Raw genomic sequence first — 21,151 nt, 5'->3', positions numbered from 1 at the left:
CATGCACGAGACAGAGATCAACAACTACCTTGCCGTCATTAAGGTGGTCGGCGTCGGCGGCGGCGGTACCAACGCGGTCAATCGAATGATCGAAGAGGGCATCCGCGGCGTCGAGTTTGTTGCCATCAACACCGATGCTCAGGCACTCGCGATCTCTGATGCCGATATCAAGGTGCACATCGGCACCGACCTTACCCGCGGCCTGGGCGCCGGCGCCAACCCCGAGGTTGGCCGCAAGGCTGCCGATGAGTCCCGCGACGACATTGCCGAGGCGCTCGCTGGCGCCGACATGGTGTTCATCACCTGCGGCGAGGGCGGTGGCACCGGTACCGGCGCTGCTCCCATCGTTGCCGATATCGCGATGAACGAGGTCGGTGCGCTGACCGTCGCCGTCGTGACCAAGCCCTTCACCTTCGAGGGCCGCAAGCGCAAGAAGAGCGCCGAGGAGGGCATCAAGACCCTCTCCGATTGCGTCGACACCATGATCGTCATCCCCAACGATAAGCTGCTCGACATCGCCGAGAAGAAGACCACCATGCTCGAGGCCTTCGCGATTGCCGATGGCGTCCTTTCCCAGGGCACCCAGGGCATCACCGACCTCATCACCGTCCCCGGTATCATCAACCTGGACTTCGCCGATGTTAAGACCATCATGAAGCAGGCCGGTACCGCCATGATGGGTATCGGTACCTCTTCTGGGGACACCCGTGCCGTCGACGCTGCCCAGCAGGCCATCTCCAGCCCGCTGCTCGAGAGCTCCATCGATGGCGCCACGCGCGTGCTGCTCTCCATCGCCGGTTCCAAGGACCTGGGCATCCAGGAGATCAGCGACGCCGCCGACGTTGTCGCCAACGCCGTCGACCCCGAGGCCAACATCATCTTCGGTACCGTTGTCGACGAGTCCCTGGGCGACCAGGTGCGTATCACCGTCATCGCTACGGGCTTCTCCGACTCCAACGTCAACCGCCAGGACGAGCTCTTTGCTGCTCAGCAGTCTCAGAGCAAGGCCGCTGCCTCCGCTGAGCCGCAACGCACCGCTCCGGCCACCAGTCCGGCTCAGGCCGCTCCGACCCGCAACGTCGGTGGCACCGAGCTTCCTAACTTCGGCAACGATCAGTTCGAGCTTCCCGACTTCCTGAAGCGCGGTAGCTTCTAAGTCGTTCTTTGCATTGTTGTGCACAGGGGCGTGTCCGTATGGACGCGCCCTTTTTATTTCGACTTTGTAAACTAGAACCTCCAATCTCTTTACGTTCCCTTTACGATTGCCTCCAGCGCAGCAGGTATCCTTTTAGAGAAGTATGACAGCCGTATAAACGCGGGCTGTAGCGGCGATGCCGCGGTACTTGTGTTATTAGGAGGCTTTAGTATGGCAGCACGTGCGGACAACGTTTCGCGTGTCGACCATGATGGAGTTACGTTGGTGGAAGGCGCGACATCCGATGTTCGCTTTGCCTTCACCGAGCGCGCCGGTGGTGTTTCCGAAGATGCGTACTCCTCACTCAACTTGGGCTCGCATGTTGGCGATGACCCCTTTGCTGTTCAAGAAAATCGTCGTCGCGCGCTCGAGGCTATGGGTGCCGCCGAGTGCGAGCACAACCTGCTCGTTCCCAATCAGGTCCATGGTGACCATATCGTTGCGGTGACCTCGAACGGCGCCGATGACCTTGAGGACGTCCGCGAGCAGATTGCCGAGGGCTGCGATGCCATCGTCTGTACGGCGCATAACGTGCCCGTGCTGCTCTGCTTTGCCGACTGCGTTCCCGTGGTGCTGGTGGCCCCTGGCGGATTTGCCGTGGTGCACTCCGGTTGGAAGGGTACGATTGCACGTATTTCCGCCAAGGCGTGCCAGGCGCTTTGCGATGCTGCCGGCTGCGATGCGAGCGACGTTTCCGCCTATATCGGCCCCCATATCTTGGGTGACGAATATGAAGTATCCCAGGAGCTCATGGATCGCTTTGCCGCCGAGTTCTCTTGCATCGATGCGAGTACCTCTCGCATGCTCGATCTTTCCGCTGCCATTCGCGAGGCGCTGGTAGATGTCGGTGTCGACGCGGATAATATCGTGGATACCCAGCTTTCGACCGTGCGTCAGAACGACCGCTTTTATTCCTACCGTAATGAGGACGGCACCTGTGGGCGCCATGCTGCGATCGGCGTGATGCTATGAGAAAGATCGTATCGGTCCTGAGCGCCGCTGTGCTTACACTTACGCTGTGCGCCTGTTCTTCGGGATCTTCTACCTCTTCCATTACTGTCGCTGGCTCCACGACCTGCCTTCCTATCGCCGAGATTGCGGCCGAGGGCTTTAAGGAGGAGACCGGCATCGACGTGCTCGTTTCCGGTTTGGGTTCTTCCGCTGGCATCGAGGCCGTCAGCGCCGGCACGGCCGATATCGCCAGCTCCTCCCGTGGACTCAATGCCGACGAACAGGATCTGGGCCTGACTCCCATCGTCATTGCCCACGACGGTATCGCGGTCATCGTGAACGACGATAACCCGGTCGATAACCTCTCGACCGAGCAGCTCCGCGATATTTACGCCGGCAAGATCACCAACTGGAAAGAAGTCGGTGGCGAGGACCTGAGGATTCAGGTTATCAACCGAGATGAGGCGTCCGGCACGCGTGAGGCCTTTCGCACCATCGTGATGGACGGCACCCCCTTCGATCGCCGCTCGGCCGTTCTTTCGGGCACGGGCCAGGTGCGCGACGTGGTATCTCGTTCGCGCGGAGCCATTGGCTACATTTCGCTGGGCTTCGTCGATAGCCTCAACGCCAAGACCTCGGTCAAGGCCGTCTCGGTCAATCATGTTGAGGCGTCCGAGAAGACGGTCGCGAGCGGCGGCTATCCCATCTCGCGCGACCTTTACTTCTTTGTTAAGGGTGCGCCTTCGCAGCAGGCGCAGGATTACATCGACTACGTGACGTCCGAAAAGATGGACAAGCAGATTCGCGAGGCGGGCTTTATCCCCGTCACCAACGACGAGAAGGGGAGTGAGTAGCATGGAAGCACAGGAAAACTCCCAGACTGAGCAGAATGTTCAGACGCCCAAGAAGCGCGAGCTGGCGCTCGTATCGCGCAGTACCTATATCAAGGAGAAGGCGCTGCAGTGGATCTTCTTTGCCTGCGCGTTCTTGGCGGTCGTTACCGTCATCCTGATTTTTGTCTTTACCACGTACTCGGCGCTGCCCGTCTTTACCGACATCGGTCTGGCGGACTTCTTTAGCTTTACGTGGGCGCCCTCTGAGGGCCACTACGGCATCATGTCGCTGCTTGCCGGCTCAGGTCTGGTGACCGTCGGTGCGCTCGCCATGGGCGTGCCGCTAGGTGTGGGTACGGCCGTATACCTGGTCGAGATCGCCGGCAAGCGCGTGCGCAAGCTCATCAGCCCTGCCGTCGACCTGCTGGCGGGCATACCCTCCATCATCTACGGCTTCTTTGGCATGATCATCATCCGCCCGTTTATCGCACAACTGACCGGCGGCCTTGGTTTTGGTGCGCTGACGGCGTGGTTCGTGCTTGCCATCATGATCGTCCCTACCATCACCACGCTCACCATCGATGCTCTCAATTCCATTCCCATGGGCATTCGCGAGGCATCGTATGCCATGGGCGCCACCAAGTGGCAGACCATCTATAAGGTCGTGTTACCTGCCGCCAAGCTGGGTATCGTGGATGCCATCGTGCTGGGTATGGGCCGTGCCATCGGCGAGACCATGGCCGTGCTCATGGTCGTAGGTAACGCCCCGGTTATTCCCGACAGCATTGCGAGCCCCATCTCGACGCTCACGAGCCAGATTGCGCTCGACATGAGCTATTCCTCGGGTCTGCACCGCTCGGCGCTGTTCGGCATGGGTGTGGTCCTGTTTATCATCTCCGCCACGCTGGTGGGTATCGTTCGTCTGATTTCCAAGAAGAAGAGGGGGTAGGCTATGTCCGATTCCGTTGACACGACGGTCGATACGACCTCGTCGCGCGAGCGCATCAAGCGTGCCCTTTCCCACGGCAAGAAGGGCCGCATCAACAAGGACCTGTCCAACAAGACCATGCTTGGCGTGTTCCGTGCCGCTGCCTACATCACCACGCTGGTGCTGGTCGCTATCATCGCCTACGTGGTCATCAACGGCCTGCCACACATCTCGCTCGACTTTATCTTCGGTTGGCCCCAGGGCGTCAACGCCGAGGGCGGTATTTGGCCCACGATCGTCTCGACCGTCTATGTGACGGCGCTCGCCATGCTTATCTGCACGCCGATCGCTGTGCTGGCAGCCGTCTATCTGGCCGAGTACGCCAAGCAGGGCAAGGTCGTCGAGCTCATTCGCTACGCTGCTGACGCTTTGGCCTCGGTGCCCTCCATCGTTATGGGTCTGTTTGGCTACGCCTTGTTTGTCGAGGCCATGGGCTTGGGCCTTTCGATGGTCTCTGCCGCCCTGGCACTCGCGCTCTTGATGCTTCCCATCGTCATGCGCACCACCGAAGAGGCCATTCGCGCCGTTCCGCGCTATATCCGTTGGGGCGCGTACGGCCTGGGCGCCACCAAGTGGCAGGTTGTCTCCAAGATCGTGCTTCCTTCTGCCTTTGGCCGTATTGCCACGGGCATCGTCCTCGCCATCGGCCGTGCCATTGGCGAGACCGCGGTGGTGCTCTACACCATGGGGCAGGCCATCAATCTACCTATTTCGCCGCTCGATTCCGGCCGCCCCATGACGGTTCACCTGTACCTGCTTGCCAACGACGGCATCAACATGAACGCAGCCTACGGCACCGCGCTCTTGCTGATGGTGATCATTTTGGCCTTCAACCTGTTTGCGCGCTTCCTGTCGCGCAAGCGTCGCTAGTTAAGGAGTCCCATGTCCGTTTATCAGTCCGCTCCCACGCTGGAGCAAGCGGCCATTACGGCCAAGGATTTCAACTTTTGGTACGGTGACTTTCATGCGCTGACGGGGCTCGACCTCAACATCGCCAAAAACGCCATCACCTCGTTTATTGGCCCTTCGGGCTGCGGCAAATCGACGTTTTTGCGCTGCATCAACCGCATGAACGACCTGATCGAGGGCACGCGCATCGAGGGCACCATGACGCTCGACGGCAACGATATCTATGCCGAGGGTGTCGACCCGGTCGATCTCCGTCGTCGCGTGGGCATGATCTTTCAGCAGCCCAACCCGTTTCCTAAATCCATCTACGAGAATGTCGCCTTTGGCCCTCGTCTGCAGGGCGTGACTAGCAAAAGTGACCTCGATGACATCGTGGAAGAATCGCTCAAGCGCGCCAACCTCTGGAAAGAGGTATCCAATCAGCTCAACAAGGATGGTTTGGCACTCTCGGGCGGTCAGCAGCAGCGTCTGTGCATCGCGCGCGTGCTCGCGGTGCAACCCGATGTCCTCCTGATGGACGAGCCCTGCTCCGCCATCGACCCCACGTCCGTCTCTAAGGTCGAGGATCTGATGGCCGAGCTGGCGCCCGAGATGACGATCATCATCGTCACGCATTCAATGCAGCAGGCAGCTCGTATTAGCGACTACACCGCATTCTTCTTGCAGGAAGTTGCCGGCGAGCCCGCCACGCTCATCGAGTATGGTCAAACCGACGCGATCTTCACCAGTCCGGTGGACTCGCGGACGGAAGACTATATCACCGGCCGCTTTGGCTGATCGGTGCGACTAGTCCCAAGCTGATCGGACCTGGTCCGGTGTATATTCACTGTGCGGGCGGCATGACCGCACCCAACTGATTGGAGTGAACCATGCGCAAACTGTTTTCCCGTCAGCTCGTCGAGGCCCGTCACGAGATGCTGAGCATCTATGAGGCCGTCGATCTGGCCCTCCACGATGCCGTTAAGGCCTATGTGACCGACGACCGCAAGCTCGCCACCAAGACCAAGAAGCGCACGCTTTCGATTGACGCGCGCTGCGCTAACCTGGAGGCCGTGTGCTACAACCTGATCGCCACGCAGTCACCGGTCGCCTCCGACTTCCGCTTGCTGCAGACGATTATCTACGTCGACTTTAACCTGCAGCGCATGACCGATAAGGTTCGCCAGATCTGCCGCGCCACGCGTCATATGATCAAGGCCGACATCTCGCTGCCCCAGGAGCTCGTCGGTACGGTCGAGGCCGAGGCTGAGGCCGTCTACCAGGTGCTGGGCTCTTCGCTTTCTGCGCTCGTCACTAACGACATGTCCATCATCTGCAGCCTGGCCGTCGAGGACGAGCCGGTGCATGCGGCGTACGAGAAGTTCTTCCGCACCTTTAACCGCATGGACACGGGCGATTTTATGGACGACGACAGCAACTATGACGACCTGCGCCGCGCCATCATGGTTTCGCGCTACCTCGATCGCATCGCCTCGATTTCCATCGATGCCGCCTGCCGTCTGACCTTCCTGTTGACTGGTCAGCGCATGAATGCCGGCGATATCGCCCGCACTGATGAGGATGAGCTCGAGAGCATGCGCGTGCCTTCGGGCGAGGGTGTTATCATGAGGCCCGCCGTCGACGCTCGCTACGTTGCCAAGGTGCCCGCTAACGAGGTCAGCGAGGGTCTTCGCTACCTGCTCGATCATCTTGAGGATGAGGACGATGGCGAGGACGACGAGGAGTAAGTAACCCCGTTCGTCGAAAGATTGTAAATACCTAAGTGAGCGCGGCCTTGCACATGCGGGGCCGCGCTCTTGCGTTAGCATGGGACTACTTGTTTGGCTGTCAGCGGAGGCGATTAGCAATGGATAACTATTTGGACTTGATGCGCGCTCGCCGCGAGCAGATTCTGGAACGTTTTTATGCGGCGCTCGATCGCGCAGGCCGTCCCCACGACGCCGCGCGCCTCATTGCCGTGTCCAAGACCGTTGGTGTCGATGAGACCGTTGCCGCCATCCAGGCGGGGTATCGCCATTTTGCCGAGAACCGCCCGCAGGAGCTGGTTCGCAAGCTCACGGGTCTGGCGGAGCATCCGGAGCTGCCCGAGGTGCGCTTCGATATGATCGGCAACCTGCAGACCAATAAGATCAATGCGGTGCTGGGCTCAGCCGAGCTGATTCACTCGGTGGGTTCGCTGCATCTGGCGCAGGCGATCTCGAGCCGTGCTGTCCGCAAGATTGAGGCAGGCGAGCTCGCCGGCCCCCAGCGTGTGCTCATCGAGGTCAATGTGAGTGGTGAAGAGTCGAAGGGAGGCTTTTCGCCCGATGAGATTCGCGCCGCCGCGGGTGAGCTTGCGGAACTTGAGGGAATTTGCGTGCAGGGGCTTATGACTATGGCGCCCCGGGGGAATAAGGATGTGGCACGCCGCACCTTTGCGGGGCTTCGTGAGCTGAGGGATGAGCTGGAGGCGGCGCATCCCGATTTGAACCTGCCTGAGCTTTCCTGCGGCATGAGCGAGGACTTTGAGTCTGCCCTTGAGGAGGGCTCTACGCTCGTTCGCCTGGGCAGGGTAGTATTTAGCCCGGAGTTTGCAGTAAAATAAGGCTCTGAAGTGCGCACTGATTATCGGGGCGCCTGCACTAAACCGCGAGAGGACACAACCATGGGCTTCCTTGACGAGATTAAAAATAAAATGCACCTGGGCGGCCAGCAGGGTTACGACCAGGGTTATGGCCAGGACGACGACTACGGCTACGATGACGGCTATGACGATAGTTATCAGGGCAACGGCTACAGCGGTGCTTCGGGCGAGGGCTTCTACACCCAAGACGAGCCGAGCAACGGCCTGCTTGGTCAGACGCGCCGCGGTGAAGCTGAGTCGGTTGCCGTGTATACGCGCTCCGGTCAGCTGGTCGGCGATGACTCCCGCCATGCCACGACGTATAATCCGCCTTCGCGCTCGCAGGACAGTGTTGCGAGCGGTTATCGTCCTGGTGCCTATGACACGCCGTCGAGCTACGCCGAGAACACCCGCGCCCGTGCCGCCGCTGCGCCCGCGCCTGCACCGAGCGATGCCTCGGCCTATGCGAGCAATATCATCAACGCCACACCGCAGCTGCCGGCCTATGTCCTGCGCCCCGAGAGCTATGACGACGTGGAGACCGTGGTGCGCCGCGTTCGCACCAAGCAGCCTGTCGCACTGATTTTTGTGGGCGTACGCACCGAAGTTGCCAAGCGCGTCTTGGACTTCTCTTACGGCTTTGCCTGCGGTCTGGGTGCCACGGTCAAGGAGGTGGGCGACCGCGTGTTCATGGTGCTGCCCGCCGGTTGCGAGGTCAAAGATTCCGATCTCAAGAAGCTTCGTGCCGACGGCTACCTTAAGTAAAGACAAGACGAGGAGATTCCCATCAACATCTACACTATCGTCCAGCTGGTCAACACGCTGTTCAACTTCTATTCCACGCTCATTGTCGTCTACTGCTTTATGACGTGGATTCCCATGAAGCAGGGTGGTTTGCTTCAGGATATTGCCGCGGTGCTTGATAGCGTGTGCGGTCCGTGGCTCAACCTGTTCCGTCGTTTCATCCCGCCGATGGGCGGTATCGATTTTTCGCCGGTCGTTGCGATTATTGCGTTGCAGTTGGTGCAGAGGCTGGTTCTGCAGCTTCTTATAGGTATACTCGTGTAGAACTGACTTAGTAACTTACGTCGGGCGTGTAGCGCCGAGGCGATGAAAAAGGAGACTTGTTATGGCTATTACCCCTGCAGACATCCAGGCTCAGACTTTCTCTGAGGCCAAGCGTGGCTACGATCCTGCTGAGGTCGACGTCTTCTTGGAGACGCTGTCTTCCGAGGTTGACGCTATGCTCGCTAAGATCGTCGACCTTAAGGGTCGTCTGACTGCTACCGAGCAGCAGCTTGCCGATGCGCAGGCTCAGCTTGCCCAAGCTCAGGATGCCACCGCCCAGGCCGTTCCTGCCGCCCCCGTGGCTGCTCCCGCCCCTGACTTCTCCGCTCAGGAGCGCCAGATTTCCGCTGCCCTGATCGCTGCCCAGCAGACCGCTGAGACCATCGTCAACGATGCCAACGAGAACGCTGAGCGTATCCGCAACGAGGCTGACGCCAAGGCCCGCGAGGTTATCCGCCAGGCTCTGACCGAGAAGCAGGCCGAGCTCGAGGAGATCGATCGTCTCAAGGCTTCCCGTGAGGAGTTCAAGGCAGAGTATCTCAAGCTCATCCAGCACTTCATGGACGATGCCCAGAATTCCTTCCCGGCCGATCTGATGGCCTCCACGCCGGTCGGTTCTGCCGCTTCTCCTGCAGTGACTGTTCCCGCCGAGCCGCTGCCCGTCGCTGACCCGGTTGTCCCCGTGGCCGATCCCTTCGCCCCGATCGACAACTTTGCTGCCGACGACCTGGACTAACATTCGGCCTACAATTTAGTGCCTAGAAAGGACCCGCAGCTTGCGGGTCCTTTTTTATGACTGTGCAGGGGCGCGCAACATAAAAAACCGAGCCCTGCACATTGTGGCGCAGAACTCGGCGAATGGGTGAGCGGTAAAAGGTAGGTTTTAGGGCATGTGCCAAAAAACTACTTGAGGAGGAAGTTGGGGAGGGGAATGGTACGGGCCTCGCGATGCTCGGGGTCGGCGATGTGGTCGGCAGGATAGCCACAGACAAGCATGTGATAGGGATAAACGCCCTTGGGCAGATTGAACTGCTCCTGTGCCACCTCTGGCTTAAAATGGCATACCCAGCACGTTCCCAGGCCCTGCTCGGTGGCCTCCATCATCATCTGATCGCAAACGATGGATGTATCGATTTCGCTGGAATTCATCTGATCATACGGGCGCACCCAAGCATCATCGGTAACGCTGCAAATAAGGAAGATAAGCGGAGCGCCAAAGATAGACCCATCACGAGCAAACCGAGGCTGACAAGCAGCAGCCTTCTCCAGAAGCTCAGGCGTATCCAACACCATCACACGGGTTGGATGATTATTACAAGCAGAAGGAGCAATCCGCCCAGCCTCAACAATGGCATCCACCACAGCCTGCTCAACAGAACGATTCTCAAACTCGCGACAAGAATACCGACCCCGAGCCAGATCCAAATAACTCACAACCAAGCCCTCCAAATTCAGTGTATCAACCCAAAACAAAACAAAGGGTACCCAAAGCCCCATCCAGCCAAACGTTTAAGGCGGTCCCAAAGTTCCCGATCGGGCCCAAAGGCCCTGCCAACAAAAGCCCCATCGCTTTCAAAGTATCAGCCAAAGTTCCCAATGGTGGTACGTAAGGCGAAGGGCCGGCCACGGTTTACTTTCGAACGACTCTGCAAAGCAGCCGGAGTGAGAAAGCAAACCGTGGCCGGCCCTTCGCCGCCGGGACACGTACCCCCAATTAACTGTTCTTCATGACAATCGAATCCACAACATCGGCCACATTCTCACAGCAGTCAGCGCAGTACTCCAGGAAGGCGTACACGTCACGCCAGGCGATGACCTCGAGCGGGTCCTTGCCGTTAACGTGCAGGTTGCGCATGGCGTTGATATAGAGCTCGTCGGCTTCGGACTCGATGGTGTTGATCTGGATGACGAGTTCGCGCAGGGTCTTGGACTTGCGGTAGTTGGGCAGCTCGACCATCAGGTCTTTCATGGCGCGGCAGGCGTCAGTCACCTTGTGAGCGATGACGATGGCGTCGGGATGGATGCTCTGGATGTTGGTGAAGTAGACGCGCTGCACGACGCCCTCGATGCGGTCGAGCACGGTGTCGAGTGAGCAGCTCATCAGATCCAGATCCTCGCGCTCGAGCGGGGTGATAAAGGCGGTGAGCAAGGCGTCCTCAAGCTCGTGGTGCTTCTTGTCTGCCGCATGCTCAATCGCATGCATCTTATCGAGCATGTCGTGGATCTGCGCGGGGTCAAAGTTCTCAAAAATCTTGGTGAGCAGCTCGGCTGCCTGAACGGCGAGGTCGGCGCAGGCAACGTAGTTATCAAAGTAGAACGAATCGGGTTTCTTTGCCATGGGTGGGTCCTTTCGAGGCGAAGACGGGTGGGCGAAGTAATGCAGTCCGGATGGACGTTCGGTTTGACTAGAGGAACATCATGAACAGCTTGGCCATGACAAAGCTGATGAGTCCGCAGGCGGGGAAGGTGAAGAACCAGGTGAACATCATGTCTTTGACGACGCCGAAGTTGATGGCTGAGAGGCGCTTGACGGCACCGACGCCCATGATGGCGCAGGTCTTGATGTGTGTGGAGGACACGGGGATGCCGGTAAGGGTGGCAAGCAGCAGGTTTGCGGCGCCCGCCAGGTCGGCGGAGAAGCCCTGATACTTTTCGAGCTTGACCATGCTCTGGCCGACGGACTTGATGATGCGCTCGCCGCCCACGCTGGTGCCGATACCCATAGTGGCCGAGCACAGCAGCATAATCCAGATGGGGATGCCTGCATCGCCGACGCTCGTCTGGCCGTTGGCGAAGGCCACGCCTAAAAAGAGCACGCCGATGAACTTCTGTCCATCCTGCGCGCCGTGCATAAAGCTCATGGCCGCAGCGCTCGCGATCTGAGCGTATTTAAAGAAGACATTGGCACGTCGCCTGTTGGCGGCGGCGAAAAGAATCGAGACGAGCTTGCACAGGACCCAGCCCATGACAAAGCCCAGGCCGATGGAGAGCGCCAGGCCGTAGATGACCTTCATCCACTCGTGGACGTTGACGCTGCTCGCACCGCCGAGGGCGATGGCGGCACCGGTCAGGCCGGCGATAAGGCTGTGGCTTTGCGAGGTGGGGATGCCAAAACGCGACGCTGTGGCGCCGTAGACGACGATGGAGAACAGCGCCGCGCATAGGCAGGCGAGCGCCATGGTGCTGTTTCCGCCAAAGTCGACGATATGTGAGATGGTGTTGGCGACGCTCGCGTTAAAGTGCGTCATGATGAGCACGCCGAGGAAGTTGAATGCGGCGCTCATGAGAATGGCGGCGCGGGCGGGCATGCAACGCGTAGTGACGCAGGTCGCGATGGCGTTGGGCGCGTCGGTCCATCCATTGACGAAGATGGCACCCAACGCGAGGATCACGGTGACGGCAAGGACTGGGTTCGACACAATTTGGCCGAGGAAGGTTGAGAACGTTACGTCCATATATGGGCTTTCTCGAAGTTTGCAGACACGTTACAAAAACATGATAAATCGTATCACCTTCTGCGGGTCTCTTTACCGAGTTCTGATGGGAGAAGTGGACTTTTTGGCACTAAAATTGAATATTAGCCCTGTTGACCGCGGGTGTTCTTTTTGCTAACACGCCATGCGGACACGTGCGATTACTACGACACTCCAAAACCACAGTCTGTTCGCTTTACAACATACAAACATGCGTTCGATAATAGGAGGCATGGAATATCGACAGACAGACGGCAAAACTCGGCGCGTGCACAAGCAGTATGTGGACGTCGTGGCCCGCATCCTCGCGGGCGGACAGGTCGTGCCGGTCACCGTCTGCTGGGTCGACGGCCGTTGTTTTACGATCGACGAAATTATCTCGACCACCGGGTTTGGCCTGATGGTCTACGGCATCCGTACGGCAACATATAAGGTGCGTTTTGGCGGGCACGCGACCGAGTTGTATCTGGAGGACCAGACGCGCGAGCGGGCAGACGGCTCGCAGGCACACGTGATGCGTTGGTGGGTCTGGGCCTTTGATCGTACGCTTGAGGGCGAGCGCCGTAGGTAAGGACGTGCGGCATTCGGGTACAATGGCAGGAATCTTGTCACCTACGGCGCTGTCGTGCGCTTTTTGAAAGGACGAAGTATGAACGATATCCAGGGCTATCAGAACGGCCCCATCGAGACCGGTGCAAGCCGTGCCAAGGAGATGTCGCCGCGCGCGTACAACCTTGTCATGTCTGCCCTGATCTTTTTGGGCTTTTGCGCCATGGGCGTCGGTGCTTACTTTACGAGCACCATGTCGTTTGCGCGCATGATGATGAGCGGCGCCGCTTTGCCGCTGGTCTTTGGCTCATTTATTTTGACCATCGTCGGCATGGTCATGATGTCGGCCGCCGCCAGCAAGCAGTCCGTGGGCCTGTCCCTTGTGGGCTACGTAATCTTTGCGAGCACCTTTGGCCTGACCGCGTCGTTTGGCCTTGCCAACTACGACCTGCCCACCATCAACACTGCCTTTATCGCCACGGCCGCCATCACCTTTGTCTTTGGCGCCTTGGGTGTGACGTTCCCCAAGTTTTTCCAGCGCGTATATGGCATCGGTTTTGGCATTCTGCTCGCTACTATTCTGGTTGAGATCGTGCTGATGTTCATGGGCGTTTCGCAGTCCATCACCGACCTGATCGTGATTGTGGTGTTCGCCGGCTTCATTGGCTACGACACCTATGTTGCCACGACGGTGCCGCCTACGCTGCCCAACGCCGTGCTTATGGCCTCTAACCTGTTCGTGGATATTATCAACGTGTTCCTGCGCATTCTGAACATCCTCGGCCGTCGCGACTAGTGGCGAATTGCGGCGGTGCTTGCCGTGCGTGCAAATCGATGCGAAAGGCGGTCCTTCGGGGCCGTCTTTTTTGTACGCGGCGGGGTATCATGGATGGGAAAAGCCGATAGCGGCAGAGACCGAGAAAGGTGACCACTTATGGCAGATGTCGACAACAGGAACCGTAACCGCAGGTCCAACCGAGCGGGTCAGCCCAATCCCAAGCGCGAGGCCCGTGCCAAGGCCGCCGAGCGTCACGTGGCAACTGTGTCCGAAGCGTGCGCCAAGGATATCGAGCGTTCGCTTGCCGGTGTTCGCGAGTTTGACGGTATGCCTGCCGGCTTTGTCTCGGCGATGAAGGCCAAGGTTCAGAGTGCTGTGGCCACCGAAGAACAGGTTGCCGAGGAGTCTGAGGCCGCCGAGGCCGAGACCGCTGAGGTTGCGTCCGCCGAGACCGAGGTTACGGCCGAGCCTGCACACGCAGAGGAGGCCACGGAGACCGAGTCCGCGCCTGCCGCCGAGGAGCCCGCTCCGGTCCTGCCCGAGGTCACCGTGCTCGACGCCTCTGCCACGCAGGCCATTCTGGATAACGGTCGAGGCTATGCGCAGTTCTGCGACATGGCCGTGCTCGACTTTGCCTCGTTCACCAATCCGGGCGGTGGCTATATTCAGGGTTATCTGGGCCAGGAGGCCACGCTGTGCGCCGATTCGTATCTGTACAACGTTCTCGATAAGCAGCGCAAATGGTACGGCGAGAACCGTCGCCGCAACATCAACTGCGAGCTTTACCGAAACCGTGCGCTGGTGGTGCCTGCGGTGCGCTTCGACCGCAACCACGTGCATGCATACGCCGACGTGATCGTGGCCGCCGCGCCCAACGTTAAGCGCGCCCGCCAGGAGTATCGCGTGAGCGACGATGCTCTGCTGGATGCCCTGCGCGACCGCATTCGCTTTGTGCTTGCCATCTGCGACGAGCTAGGTCGCGAGAAGCTCGTGCTGGGCGCTTGGGGCTGCGACAACAACGGCTTTGACGCAGAGGCCGTGGCCGAGCTCTTCCGCAAGGAGCTCGCGTCGGGCGACTTTAAGGTCAAGCAAGTCTTCTTTGCCGTGCCTTCTACGCGCTGGGATGAGGATTTTGCCAAGTTCGAGCACGTGCTGGCAAACTTCCCCGAGCGCAACGAGGAGTCCTATGCCCAGGTTGCCGCTCGCGCTGCGGCAGCTCGCGCCGCCGAGCAGATCCAGGCTGCTACCGAGGATGATGAGGACGAGGACGATTGGCGCAAGTACCTGTAATCGGTACGTGCTGACAGATGGGTCGAGCCGGCGGGAGAGGCTGCTTCCGTCGGTTTTTTACTGAGCGAGGGGCTTACGATGAAAAACGTTCTATGCTTTGGCGACAGCAACACCTATGGTTACGATCCGGCGGGCATGCGCGACGGCACCGCGGTGCGCTATGCGCAGGATGTGCGCTGGTGCGGCGTGGCCCAACGTGACTTAGGCGAGGGCTGGCATGTAATTGAAGAAGGCCTCAACGGCCGCACGACGGTACGCGACGACATGTGCCATCTGAACACCAATCTTAACGGCATCCGCGCACTGCCGATGCTGCTCGAGGCCCATAAGCCGCTGGATGCGATCGTTATTATGCTGGGAACCAACGATTGCAAGACGGTCTTTGGTGTGACGGCCTCCGATATTGCCCGTGGCACCATGGCGCTGATTCGCGCGGTGCGTGCATTTCCCTGGACCAATGCCGCACCCTGCCCGCGTATTCTGCTGATGGCACCTATCAAGATCAAGCCGCAAATCGCCGATGTATATATGACCGATTTTGACGAGCGTTCCGTCGAGGCCTCGGAGCATTTTGCTGAATACTATGCGCACGTAGCCGAGCAGTTTGGCTGCGACTTTTTGAATGCAGCGGAGTTTGCCGAGCCGGGCGATATCGACTATCTGCATATGATGCCCGAAAGCCATGAGAGCCTGGGTCACGCCGTGGCGGCCAAGCTCCAAGAGATGCTCGGTGAGTAGCACGGCCCCAAACCACCACAATAGTTCTCCTTGCGGTGGCTTGTTTCGTTGATTTGTCTTGATCTGTAACAGTTGTAAGGCCGAAAACGGGCTAGATGTTACAGATTGAGATTATTTTAGGTCGATATCGGTCGTTTGTCTCGATCTGTAACATCTAGGGTCGATTTTGCCGAGTTAATGTTACACATCGAGATTATCTTCTCAATGGAATTTGGATGTCTCGATTTGTAACAGGTGGGCCGAAAAATGGACTCTAACTGTTACAGATCGAGATGTTTGTGGGAACCACCGCAAAGGTGCCTGTCCCCTTTGCGGTGGTTTTGAACTGCGAGTCTTAATACTGCCACATATGGTTAACGGGGCCGGAGCCTTTGCCCATGTCAAAGCCGGCGGCGAGAGCGCCGGTTAGGTAGGCCTTGCCGGCGTTGACGGCGTCGGCAAGATCCATGCCCTGGGCCAGCGCGCAGGCGATGGCGGACGAGAGCGTGCAACCGGTGCCATGCGTGTTGCCGGTCTCGATGCGCTTGTGGCGGAACCACGTGGTGAGCGGATCGCCCAGGTGGTTGCCTTCGTCATCGAGCGGCGCGGGCTCTGCTAGCACATCGTTGGCCTCGTTGACAAAATGCCCGCCCTTAACGAGAGACGCGCAACCAAAGCGGCGGGTGAGGAGCATGGCAGCATTTTGCTGCGTGCGCTCGGAGTCGACCTCGTAGTCGAGCAGGGCCATGGCCTCGGGAATATTGGGCGTGATAACCGTCGCTAGCGGGAACAGGCGGCGGGTGAGCGCCTCGGCGGCATCTTCGGCAATCAGCCGTGCGCCCGAGGTGGCTACCATGACGGGGTCGACTACCACGTTTGTCGCGTTCCAGGCGCTCAGGCGGTCGGCGATAACATCGATAATCTCGGCAGAGGAAACCATGCCAATCTTGACGGCGTTGGGGCGGATATCGTCAAAAACGGCATCGATCTGCGCCGCGACAATATCCGGGGAGATGTTCTGCACGGCGGTGACGCCCAGGGTGTTCTGTGCGGTGATGGCGGTGATGGCCGTCTCGGCATACAGGCGGTGCGCCGTGATGGTCTTGATGTCGGCCTGAATGCCGGCGCCACCGCTGGAATCGGATCCTGCGATGGATAGAACGGCAGGTACCTTACTGCGATCCATGTTCGCTCCCTTGTTCGGTCGGAATCAAATGGGTCTATTACCCCGCATTATAAAGATGCCCAGGCCGGCGATATGCCGAACCCGGGCGCGAGATGCAATTTTTACGCAAATGCAGGCAAATGTTCACAAGTTAACAATTGGCAGGTGCTGCGGTGAGCCTATAGGCGATCGCGGCGAATCGCGGCGATAAGGTTAGTCCTCCATGCCGAGGTCAATCGTGGTGCCCTCGAAGATCTTGTTGACGGTGCGGACGGCGCACATCTTGCCACACATGGTGCAAGTGCCCTCGGTGGCGGCGGGGGACTCCTCGTAGCGCTTCTTGCCCGTAACCGGGTCGAGCGCGCACTTCCACATGGCGTCCCAGTCGAGCTTGCGGCGTGCCTGGCCCATCTTATCGTCCATGTCGCGGGCGTGGGGCACCTTTTTGGCGATGTCGGCGGCGTGTGCGGCGATCTTGGTAGCCATGAGGCCGTCGAGCACATCCTGGGCGTTGGGCAGACATAGGTGCTCTGCCGGTGTCACGTAGCACAGGAAGTCGGCACCGGAGCTGGCGGAGATGGCGCCGCCGATGGCAGCGGTGATGTGGTCGTAACCAACGCCGATATCGGTCACCAGTGGCCCGAGCACATAGAACGGAGCATTGTGGCACAGGCGCTTCTGCAGTTTCATGTTGGCAGCGATCTCGTCGAGCGCCATGTGACCCGGGCCCTCGACCATGACCTGGACGCCGGCGGCCCAAGCGCGCTTGCACAGCTTGCCCAGCTCGATCATCTCGGCGGTCTCGGTGGCGTCGTTGGAGTCGTAGAGGCAGCCCGGGCGGCAGGAGTCGCCGAGCGAAATCGTCACGTCGTACTCGTGGCAAATCTCGAGCAACTCGTCGTAGAACTCATAGAACGGGTTCTCGTTACCGGTGACCTCCATCCAGCCAAACAGCAGTGAGCCGCCGCGGCTCACGATGTTCATCAGGCGGCCGGTCTCCTTAAAGGTCTTGGTGACTGACTTGTTGATGCCGCAGTGAATGGTCATAAAGTCCACGCCGTCCTCGGCATGCGCGCGCACGACTTCGAACAGGTCGTCCTTGGTGAGCTTGACCAGCGGCTTTTCCATGTAGCCGATGGCGTCGTACATGGGGACGGTGCCTACCATGAGCGGCGTCTCGTCGATGAGCTGCTGGCGGAACTGGCGCGTCTTGCCCGAGTTGGAGAGGTCCATGATGGCGTCGGCGCCAAAGTCCTCGGCGATCTTGACCTTCTTCCATTCCTCGGCGGCATCGGCCTTGTCGCCCGAGATGCCCAAGTTCACGTTGACCTTGGTGGACAGGCCCTCACCGACGCCAAAGGCGCGCATGCCCTTTTTGATGTGCACAATATTGGCGGGAATGGCGATGCGGCCGTCGGCCACGCGCTCGCGGATGTATTCGGGGTCGCGATGCTCGCGCTCGGCGACTTCCTTCATCTGCGGCGTGATCTGCCCGGCACGGGCGAAGTCGATTTGCGTGACGAGCTTGTGCTCGGTCTGTGTGCTCATTGGCACGGCTCCCTTCGTTGGCATTACCCATATCAGGTTTGCGGGTCAGGGCGGGCGCGCCCAATCTCAGCCTGCCGTCTTGTCCTGCAAGCTCCCCGTTATGTCATGGGCTCAAGTATAGCCTGAATGGGTACGATTGGGCCAACGAGCGTGCCTGTGGGGAGGCGTACATGGAAGACAAGCATCTATATCGAGAGACGCAATGGGACATATCGGCCGAGGAGGGCCGTGCGCACCATGGGTTGGTCGCGATTGGCTTTGCGGTGCTTGCCGTGCTGGTGATTGCCTTTTGTATTTGGACGTTTGGCGGTCGCGGCGGCGCTGCCTGGGAGTTTGAGGCCGACGATGCCCTGCCGATCATGACGGTGAAGGTCGCTGGCGGTAACACGGTGGCCGCACCGGGCGACTACTGGTATCCGCGCGACGAGTTTGTGCAGCTGCAGTTGAGCGGCGGGTCTATTCCGGGTGAAGAAATCGAACGCGTGACGTTTGATGAGGCACTCAAAACACTCATGGTGAAGCTCAAAGATCAGGGCGATGTGCCCACGACCATGGATATCGCTCTGACGGAGTGGCGTCTGGAACCTCCGTCGGGCGTTACGGTATCCGACGTAGAGCACGTTAAGATTACCTACCAAGATGGCTCGACGAGCGAGATTGCAAAGGCCGATGGCTTGGCGGAGTAATGGGGTGTTTGGAAACGACGGGCCTATTGTGCCTGCGCGTTCATGAAAACCAGGGTGTTTTTGTCTGAAAGCTCGGGGATGTGCCGATAGCCGATGTTGAATGTGGTAAGTTCGCTTGCATCCTCGAGCTTGTTTTCTGCCATCCACCGCACCATGGAGCCGCGCGCCTTTTTGCTGGCGGTCGAGCGCTGGATGGGCTTGCCGTTGCGGATACCCTCGCCAAAGAGGCATGTGACGGCCGTGGCGTCGCCCGTGAGGTGGGGCAGAACGGCTTTGGCATACTCTACGCTGGCGAGGTTGACGATCGTGGTGTTTGAGCCTGCTGGGGCGATAGCCCGCGCGAGCTTGTCGCTCCAAAACGCGTAGAGGTCTCGGGCATCGTCAACGGCGAGCTTCGCGCCCATCTCCAACCGATACGGTTCGACGGCATGAAAGGGGCGAACGCACCCGTAGAGGCCGGAGAGGATCCATAGATGGTCTTGCAGCCATATGAGCTGCGCGGAATCCATCACCTCGGGCGCCATGCTCTGGTACTGAATGCCGTGATAGGACATGACGGCAGGGGAGAGGTGACGGGCGATACCGGAATCGGCAAGATCGCCGTTTCCCAAGATGGGCTCGAACTCATGCAAAATGTCGAGACAAGGGGCCAGTAGCTTGTCGCTGACGTTCCACAGAGCTTGTAGGCCGCTGTCGCCTTCGGTTCGTTCGATGTCCAAGAGCGCATGGTGCAGCTGGGCAGTCTCGCACGCAAAGGGCGGAATCCCCTGAACTTCAAAAGCATCTTGTGCCGCGCGCATTTGCTTGGCGGGTGAAACGATGACCTGGAGCATGAACTCTCCTCTGCCAAAAAGAAGTTGCGGTGGAATGCGGTCTGCGCGGGCCGGTTGAAGGCCAGGTTAGTCCGTATTCCACCGCAAGTTATAAAGGGCTGGTTTGGTGCGCCTTACGAGGGTTGGTTAGGCGCGCTCGAGGAAGGCCTTGTAGCCGCGATAGGCCTCGTAGATATCGGCCTTGTTGGCGACCTCCCACAGGGCGTGCATGGACAGGACGGCAACGCCGGAGTCGATGACGTTCATACCGTACTTGGCCATGATGTAGGCGATGGTGCCGCCGCCGCCCGCGTTGACGCGACCGAGCTCACAGGTCTGGAAGTCCACGCCGGCCTCGTCCATGATGTCGCGGACGAGGGCCACGTACTCGGCATCGGCGTCGTTGGAACCGCCCTTGCCGCGGCTGCCCGTGTACTTGTTAAAGCACAGGCCGCGACCCATGAAGGCGGCGTTTTTGGTCTCGAACTTGCCGGCGTAGCCCGGGTCGAAGCCGGCGGACACGTCAGAGGAGAGCATACGGCTGCGGGCGAGCGCGCGGCGCAGGGCCAGCGGGCTATCCTCGCCGGCGAGTGTCATGATCTCGGCGACGGTGTTCTCGAAGAAGAGGCTCGTCATGCCGGTGGCACCCACGGAGCCGATCTCCTCCTTGTCGACGATGAGTGTGATGCTCGTGCGCTCGACATTGGCCACATTGATCTGGGCAAGCATGGAGGGGTAGGCGCAGACGCGGTCGTCGTGGCCATAGCCCAAAATCATGGAGCGGTCGAGGCCCATGTCGCGGGCGGGACCGGCGGGCACGACCTCGATCTCGGCGGAGAGGAAGTCCTCCTCCTCGACGCCGTACTGCTCTTTGAGGATGTCCAGGAACATCTGCTTGACGGGCTCCTTGGGAGCGTCCTTGTCGTCCTCGTCAAACTTGACGGGACGGCCGCCCACGATCACGTCGAGGATCTCGGCGTCGACGGCGTCCTTGGCGGGCTTGGACATCTGCTCGCTCGAGAGGTGGATCAGCAGGTCGGAGATGGTAAAGACCGGATCGTCTGCCTTGTCGCCGATGTTGATGTCGACGGTGGTGCCGTCCTTTTTGCAGATGACGCCCACGAGTGCAAGCGGGGAGGCCACCCAGTGGTAGCTCTTGACGCCGCCGTAGTAGTGCGTGTCGAGGTAGGCCATGTCGCCGGCCTCGAAGGCGGGATTCTGCTTAAGGTCCAGGCGCGGCGAGTCCACGTGAGCACCCAGGATGTTAAAGCCCTGCTCGAGCGGGGCGGTGCCCAGGTTGACGAGCATGAGGTCTTTGCCGTGGTTGGCGGCGTACACCTTGTCGCCGGCCTTGAGCGTGCGGCCCTCGGCAATCACGGTCTCCAAGTCGACGTAGCCCGCCTCCTCGGCCATCTTGATGCCGGTCTTGACGCACAGGCGCTCGGTCTTATTCTCGCTCAAAAACTGCTTATAGCCGCGGCAAAGCCCCTCGAGTTCCTCGACTTGCTGTGGCGTGTACTTTTTCCATGCGCAGGGACGCTCCATGACGCAGGCTCCTTTCGGATCGATCGTGCTGGTTGATGTACC

23 protein-coding genes and 1 riboswitch are annotated in these 21,151 nt (G+C 59.6%); of the genes, 16 read left to right on the top strand and 7 right to left on the bottom strand.

Annotation, left to right across the window (positions count from 1 at the left end):
* Position 1 precedes the first annotated feature (1 nt).
* From ftsZ to AAA069_RS03930, 11 genes are all read left to right on the top strand, one after another.
* Complete coding sequence (gene ftsZ / locus AAA069_RS03980; RefSeq protein ID WP_022094491.1) at positions 2–1,156, top strand: cell division protein FtsZ; 1,155 nt, start codon at positions 2–4, stop codon at positions 1,154–1,156.
* Between the two features lie 210 nt (positions 1,157–1,366).
* Positions 1,367–2,167 carry a polyphenol oxidase family protein gene (locus AAA069_RS03975; protein ID WP_148332199.1) on the top strand — a complete coding sequence of 267 codons (801 nt, stop codon included), beginning with the start codon at positions 1,367–1,369 and terminating at the stop codon, positions 2,165–2,167.
* Positions 2,164–3,000 (top strand): phosphate ABC transporter substrate-binding protein, encoded by an 837-nt coding sequence (locus tag AAA069_RS03970; RefSeq protein WP_055251678.1) that lies wholly within the window; start codon positions 2,164–2,166, stop codon positions 2,998–3,000. The genes AAA069_RS03975 and AAA069_RS03970 overlap by 4 nt, the downstream gene beginning before the upstream one ends.
* Before the next feature lies 1 nt (position 3,001).
* Positions 3,002–3,928, top strand: coding sequence for a phosphate ABC transporter permease subunit PstC (gene pstC, locus AAA069_RS03965; protein ID WP_117840371.1), 927 nt, complete (start codon positions 3,002–3,004; stop codon positions 3,926–3,928).
* 3 nt (positions 3,929–3,931) lie between these two features.
* Positions 3,932–4,837 carry a phosphate ABC transporter permease PstA gene (gene pstA, locus AAA069_RS03960; RefSeq protein WP_349127634.1) on the top strand — a complete coding sequence of 302 codons (906 nt, stop codon included), beginning with the start codon at positions 3,932–3,934 and terminating at the stop codon, positions 4,835–4,837.
* A 12-nt stretch (positions 4,838–4,849) separates the two neighbouring features.
* On the top strand, positions 4,850–5,653 hold the full coding sequence (gene pstB / locus AAA069_RS03955; RefSeq protein WP_055309817.1) for a phosphate ABC transporter ATP-binding protein PstB: 804 nt from the start codon (positions 4,850–4,852) through the stop codon (positions 5,651–5,653).
* Between the two features lie 92 nt (positions 5,654–5,745).
* Complete coding sequence (locus AAA069_RS03950; RefSeq protein WP_148332195.1) at positions 5,746–6,603, top strand: PhoU domain-containing protein; 858 nt, start codon at positions 5,746–5,748, stop codon at positions 6,601–6,603.
* Between the two features lie 119 nt (positions 6,604–6,722).
* Positions 6,723–7,460 carry a YggS family pyridoxal phosphate-dependent enzyme gene (locus tag AAA069_RS03945; protein WP_148332193.1) on the top strand — a complete coding sequence of 246 codons (738 nt, stop codon included), beginning with the start codon at positions 6,723–6,725 and terminating at the stop codon, positions 7,458–7,460.
* A 60-nt stretch (positions 7,461–7,520) separates the two neighbouring features.
* A complete protein-coding gene (locus tag AAA069_RS03940) occupies positions 7,521–8,243 on the top strand; it encodes a cell division protein SepF (RefSeq protein WP_055251691.1) in 723 nt (240 codons plus the stop codon).
* A 15-nt stretch (positions 8,244–8,258) separates the two neighbouring features.
* The gene (locus AAA069_RS03935) at positions 8,259–8,546 is read left to right on the top strand and encodes a YggT family protein (protein WP_040358293.1); all 288 of its coding nucleotides are present in this window, start codon (positions 8,259–8,261) and stop codon (positions 8,544–8,546) included.
* 61 nt (positions 8,547–8,607) lie between these two features.
* Positions 8,608–9,282: a DivIVA domain-containing protein gene (locus AAA069_RS03930; RefSeq protein ID WP_006234242.1), complete on the top strand. Its 675-nt coding sequence runs from the start codon at positions 8,608–8,610 to the stop codon at positions 9,280–9,282.
* A gap of 167 nt (positions 9,283–9,449) precedes the next feature.
* Here the strand turns inward: AAA069_RS03930 and AAA069_RS03925 are convergent, their stop codons facing one another.
* From AAA069_RS03925 to AAA069_RS03915, 3 genes are all read right to left on the bottom strand, one after another.
* A complete protein-coding gene (locus AAA069_RS03925; protein ID WP_349100513.1) occupies positions 9,450–9,980 on the bottom strand; it encodes a nitroreductase family protein in 531 nt (176 codons plus the stop codon).
* 280 nt (positions 9,981–10,260) lie between these two features.
* Positions 10,261–10,884 (bottom strand): DUF47 family protein, encoded by a 624-nt coding sequence (locus tag AAA069_RS03920; protein ID WP_055309822.1) that lies wholly within the window; start codon positions 10,882–10,884, stop codon positions 10,261–10,263.
* Between the two features lie 67 nt (positions 10,885–10,951).
* Positions 10,952–12,001, bottom strand: a complete 1,050-nt coding sequence (locus AAA069_RS03915) for an inorganic phosphate transporter (RefSeq protein ID WP_117655139.1) — start codon at positions 11,999–12,001, stop codon at positions 10,952–10,954.
* A 250-nt stretch (positions 12,002–12,251) separates the two neighbouring features.
* On the opposite strand from AAA069_RS03915, the gene AAA069_RS03910 reads away from it, so the two are divergent.
* The 4 genes from AAA069_RS03910 (at position 12,252) to AAA069_RS03895 (ending at position 15,374) form a co-directional block, all read left to right on the top strand.
* Entirely contained in the window at positions 12,252–12,590 is a 339-nt protein-coding gene (locus tag AAA069_RS03910; RefSeq protein WP_156327678.1) for a hypothetical protein, read from the top strand.
* Between the two features lie 78 nt (positions 12,591–12,668).
* Complete coding sequence (locus AAA069_RS03905; RefSeq protein WP_349127633.1) at positions 12,669–13,364, top strand: Bax inhibitor-1 family protein; 696 nt, start codon at positions 12,669–12,671, stop codon at positions 13,362–13,364.
* Positions 13,365–13,502: 138 nt separating this feature from the next.
* Positions 13,503–14,636 (top strand): TIGR02452 family protein, encoded by a 1,134-nt coding sequence (locus AAA069_RS03900; protein ID WP_349127632.1) that lies wholly within the window; start codon positions 13,503–13,505, stop codon positions 14,634–14,636.
* A 78-nt stretch (positions 14,637–14,714) separates the two neighbouring features.
* Positions 14,715–15,374 (top strand): SGNH/GDSL hydrolase family protein, encoded by a 660-nt coding sequence (locus AAA069_RS03895; RefSeq protein WP_055286098.1) that lies wholly within the window; start codon positions 14,715–14,717, stop codon positions 15,372–15,374.
* Between the two features lie 334 nt (positions 15,375–15,708).
* On the opposite strand, the gene thiD is transcribed toward AAA069_RS03895, so the two are convergent.
* Positions 15,709–16,539 (bottom strand): bifunctional hydroxymethylpyrimidine kinase/phosphomethylpyrimidine kinase, encoded by an 831-nt coding sequence (gene thiD, locus AAA069_RS03890; RefSeq protein ID WP_349127631.1) that lies wholly within the window; start codon positions 16,537–16,539, stop codon positions 15,709–15,711.
* 192 nt (positions 16,540–16,731) lie between these two features.
* Complete coding sequence (gene thiC, locus AAA069_RS03885; protein WP_349127630.1) at positions 16,732–18,066, bottom strand: phosphomethylpyrimidine synthase ThiC; 1,335 nt, start codon at positions 18,064–18,066, stop codon at positions 16,732–16,734.
* Positions 18,058–18,174, bottom strand: a riboswitch (TPP riboswitch). (Overlaps the previous gene by 9 nt.)
* 62 nt (positions 18,175–18,236) lie before the next feature.
* Here thiC and AAA069_RS03880 point away from each other — a divergent pair.
* Positions 18,237–18,752, top strand: coding sequence for a hypothetical protein (locus AAA069_RS03880; RefSeq protein WP_349127629.1), 516 nt, complete (start codon positions 18,237–18,239; stop codon positions 18,750–18,752).
* A 23-nt stretch (positions 18,753–18,775) separates the two neighbouring features.
* Here the strand turns inward: AAA069_RS03880 and AAA069_RS03875 are convergent, their stop codons facing one another.
* A complete protein-coding gene (locus AAA069_RS03875) occupies positions 18,776–19,585 on the bottom strand; it encodes a YaaA family protein (RefSeq protein ID WP_349127628.1) in 810 nt (269 codons plus the stop codon).
* A 126-nt stretch (positions 19,586–19,711) separates the two neighbouring features.
* Positions 19,712–21,109 (bottom strand): aminopeptidase, encoded by a 1,398-nt coding sequence (locus AAA069_RS03870; RefSeq protein WP_349127627.1) that lies wholly within the window; start codon positions 21,107–21,109, stop codon positions 19,712–19,714.
* Positions 21,110–21,151: the final 42 nt, after the last annotated feature.

Source organism: Collinsella sp. CLA-SR-H006 (genome assembly GCF_040097075.1).
Lineage (GTDB): Bacteria > Actinomycetota > Coriobacteriia > Coriobacteriales > Coriobacteriaceae > Collinsella.
The sequence above is the reverse complement of the archived record's forward strand: the minus strand, read 5'-3'. Positions and strand labels throughout refer to the sequence as shown.

Coding starts and splice junctions, on each gene's coding strand:
- ftsZ (WP_022094491.1), top strand. CDS start 2: ATGCACGAGACAGAGATCAACAACTACCTTGCCGTCATTAAGGTGGTC.
- AAA069_RS03975 (WP_148332199.1), top strand. CDS start 1,367: ATGGCAGCACGTGCGGACAACGTTTCGCGTGTCGACCATGATGGAGTT.
- AAA069_RS03970 (WP_055251678.1), top strand. CDS start 2,164: ATGAGAAAGATCGTATCGGTCCTGAGCGCCGCTGTGCTTACACTTACG.
- pstC (WP_117840371.1), top strand. CDS start 3,002: ATGGAAGCACAGGAAAACTCCCAGACTGAGCAGAATGTTCAGACGCCC.
- pstA (WP_349127634.1), top strand. CDS start 3,932: ATGTCCGATTCCGTTGACACGACGGTCGATACGACCTCGTCGCGCGAG.
- pstB (WP_055309817.1), top strand. CDS start 4,850: ATGTCCGTTTATCAGTCCGCTCCCACGCTGGAGCAAGCGGCCATTACG.
- AAA069_RS03950 (WP_148332195.1), top strand. CDS start 5,746: ATGCGCAAACTGTTTTCCCGTCAGCTCGTCGAGGCCCGTCACGAGATG.
- AAA069_RS03945 (WP_148332193.1), top strand. CDS start 6,723: ATGGATAACTATTTGGACTTGATGCGCGCTCGCCGCGAGCAGATTCTG.
- AAA069_RS03940 (WP_055251691.1), top strand. CDS start 7,521: ATGGGCTTCCTTGACGAGATTAAAAATAAAATGCACCTGGGCGGCCAG.
- AAA069_RS03930 (WP_006234242.1), top strand. CDS start 8,608: ATGGCTATTACCCCTGCAGACATCCAGGCTCAGACTTTCTCTGAGGCC.
- AAA069_RS03920 (WP_055309822.1), bottom strand. CDS start 10,884: ATGGCAAAGAAACCCGATTCGTTCTACTTTGATAACTACGTTGCCTGC.
- AAA069_RS03915 (WP_117655139.1), bottom strand. CDS start 12,001: ATGGACGTAACGTTCTCAACCTTCCTCGGCCAAATTGTGTCGAACCCA.
- AAA069_RS03910 (WP_156327678.1), top strand. CDS start 12,252: ATGGAATATCGACAGACAGACGGCAAAACTCGGCGCGTGCACAAGCAG.
- AAA069_RS03905 (WP_349127633.1), top strand. CDS start 12,669: ATGAACGATATCCAGGGCTATCAGAACGGCCCCATCGAGACCGGTGCA.
- AAA069_RS03900 (WP_349127632.1), top strand. CDS start 13,503: ATGGCAGATGTCGACAACAGGAACCGTAACCGCAGGTCCAACCGAGCG.
- AAA069_RS03895 (WP_055286098.1), top strand. CDS start 14,715: ATGAAAAACGTTCTATGCTTTGGCGACAGCAACACCTATGGTTACGAT.
- thiD (WP_349127631.1), bottom strand. CDS start 16,539: ATGGATCGCAGTAAGGTACCTGCCGTTCTATCCATCGCAGGATCCGAT.
- thiC (WP_349127630.1), bottom strand. CDS start 18,066: ATGAGCACACAGACCGAGCACAAGCTCGTCACGCAAATCGACTTCGCC.
- AAA069_RS03880 (WP_349127629.1), top strand. CDS start 18,237: ATGGAAGACAAGCATCTATATCGAGAGACGCAATGGGACATATCGGCC.
- AAA069_RS03875 (WP_349127628.1), bottom strand. CDS start 19,585: ATGCTCCAGGTCATCGTTTCACCCGCCAAGCAAATGCGCGCGGCACAA.
- AAA069_RS03870 (WP_349127627.1), bottom strand. CDS start 21,109: ATGGAGCGTCCCTGCGCATGGAAAAAGTACACGCCACAGCAAGTCGAG.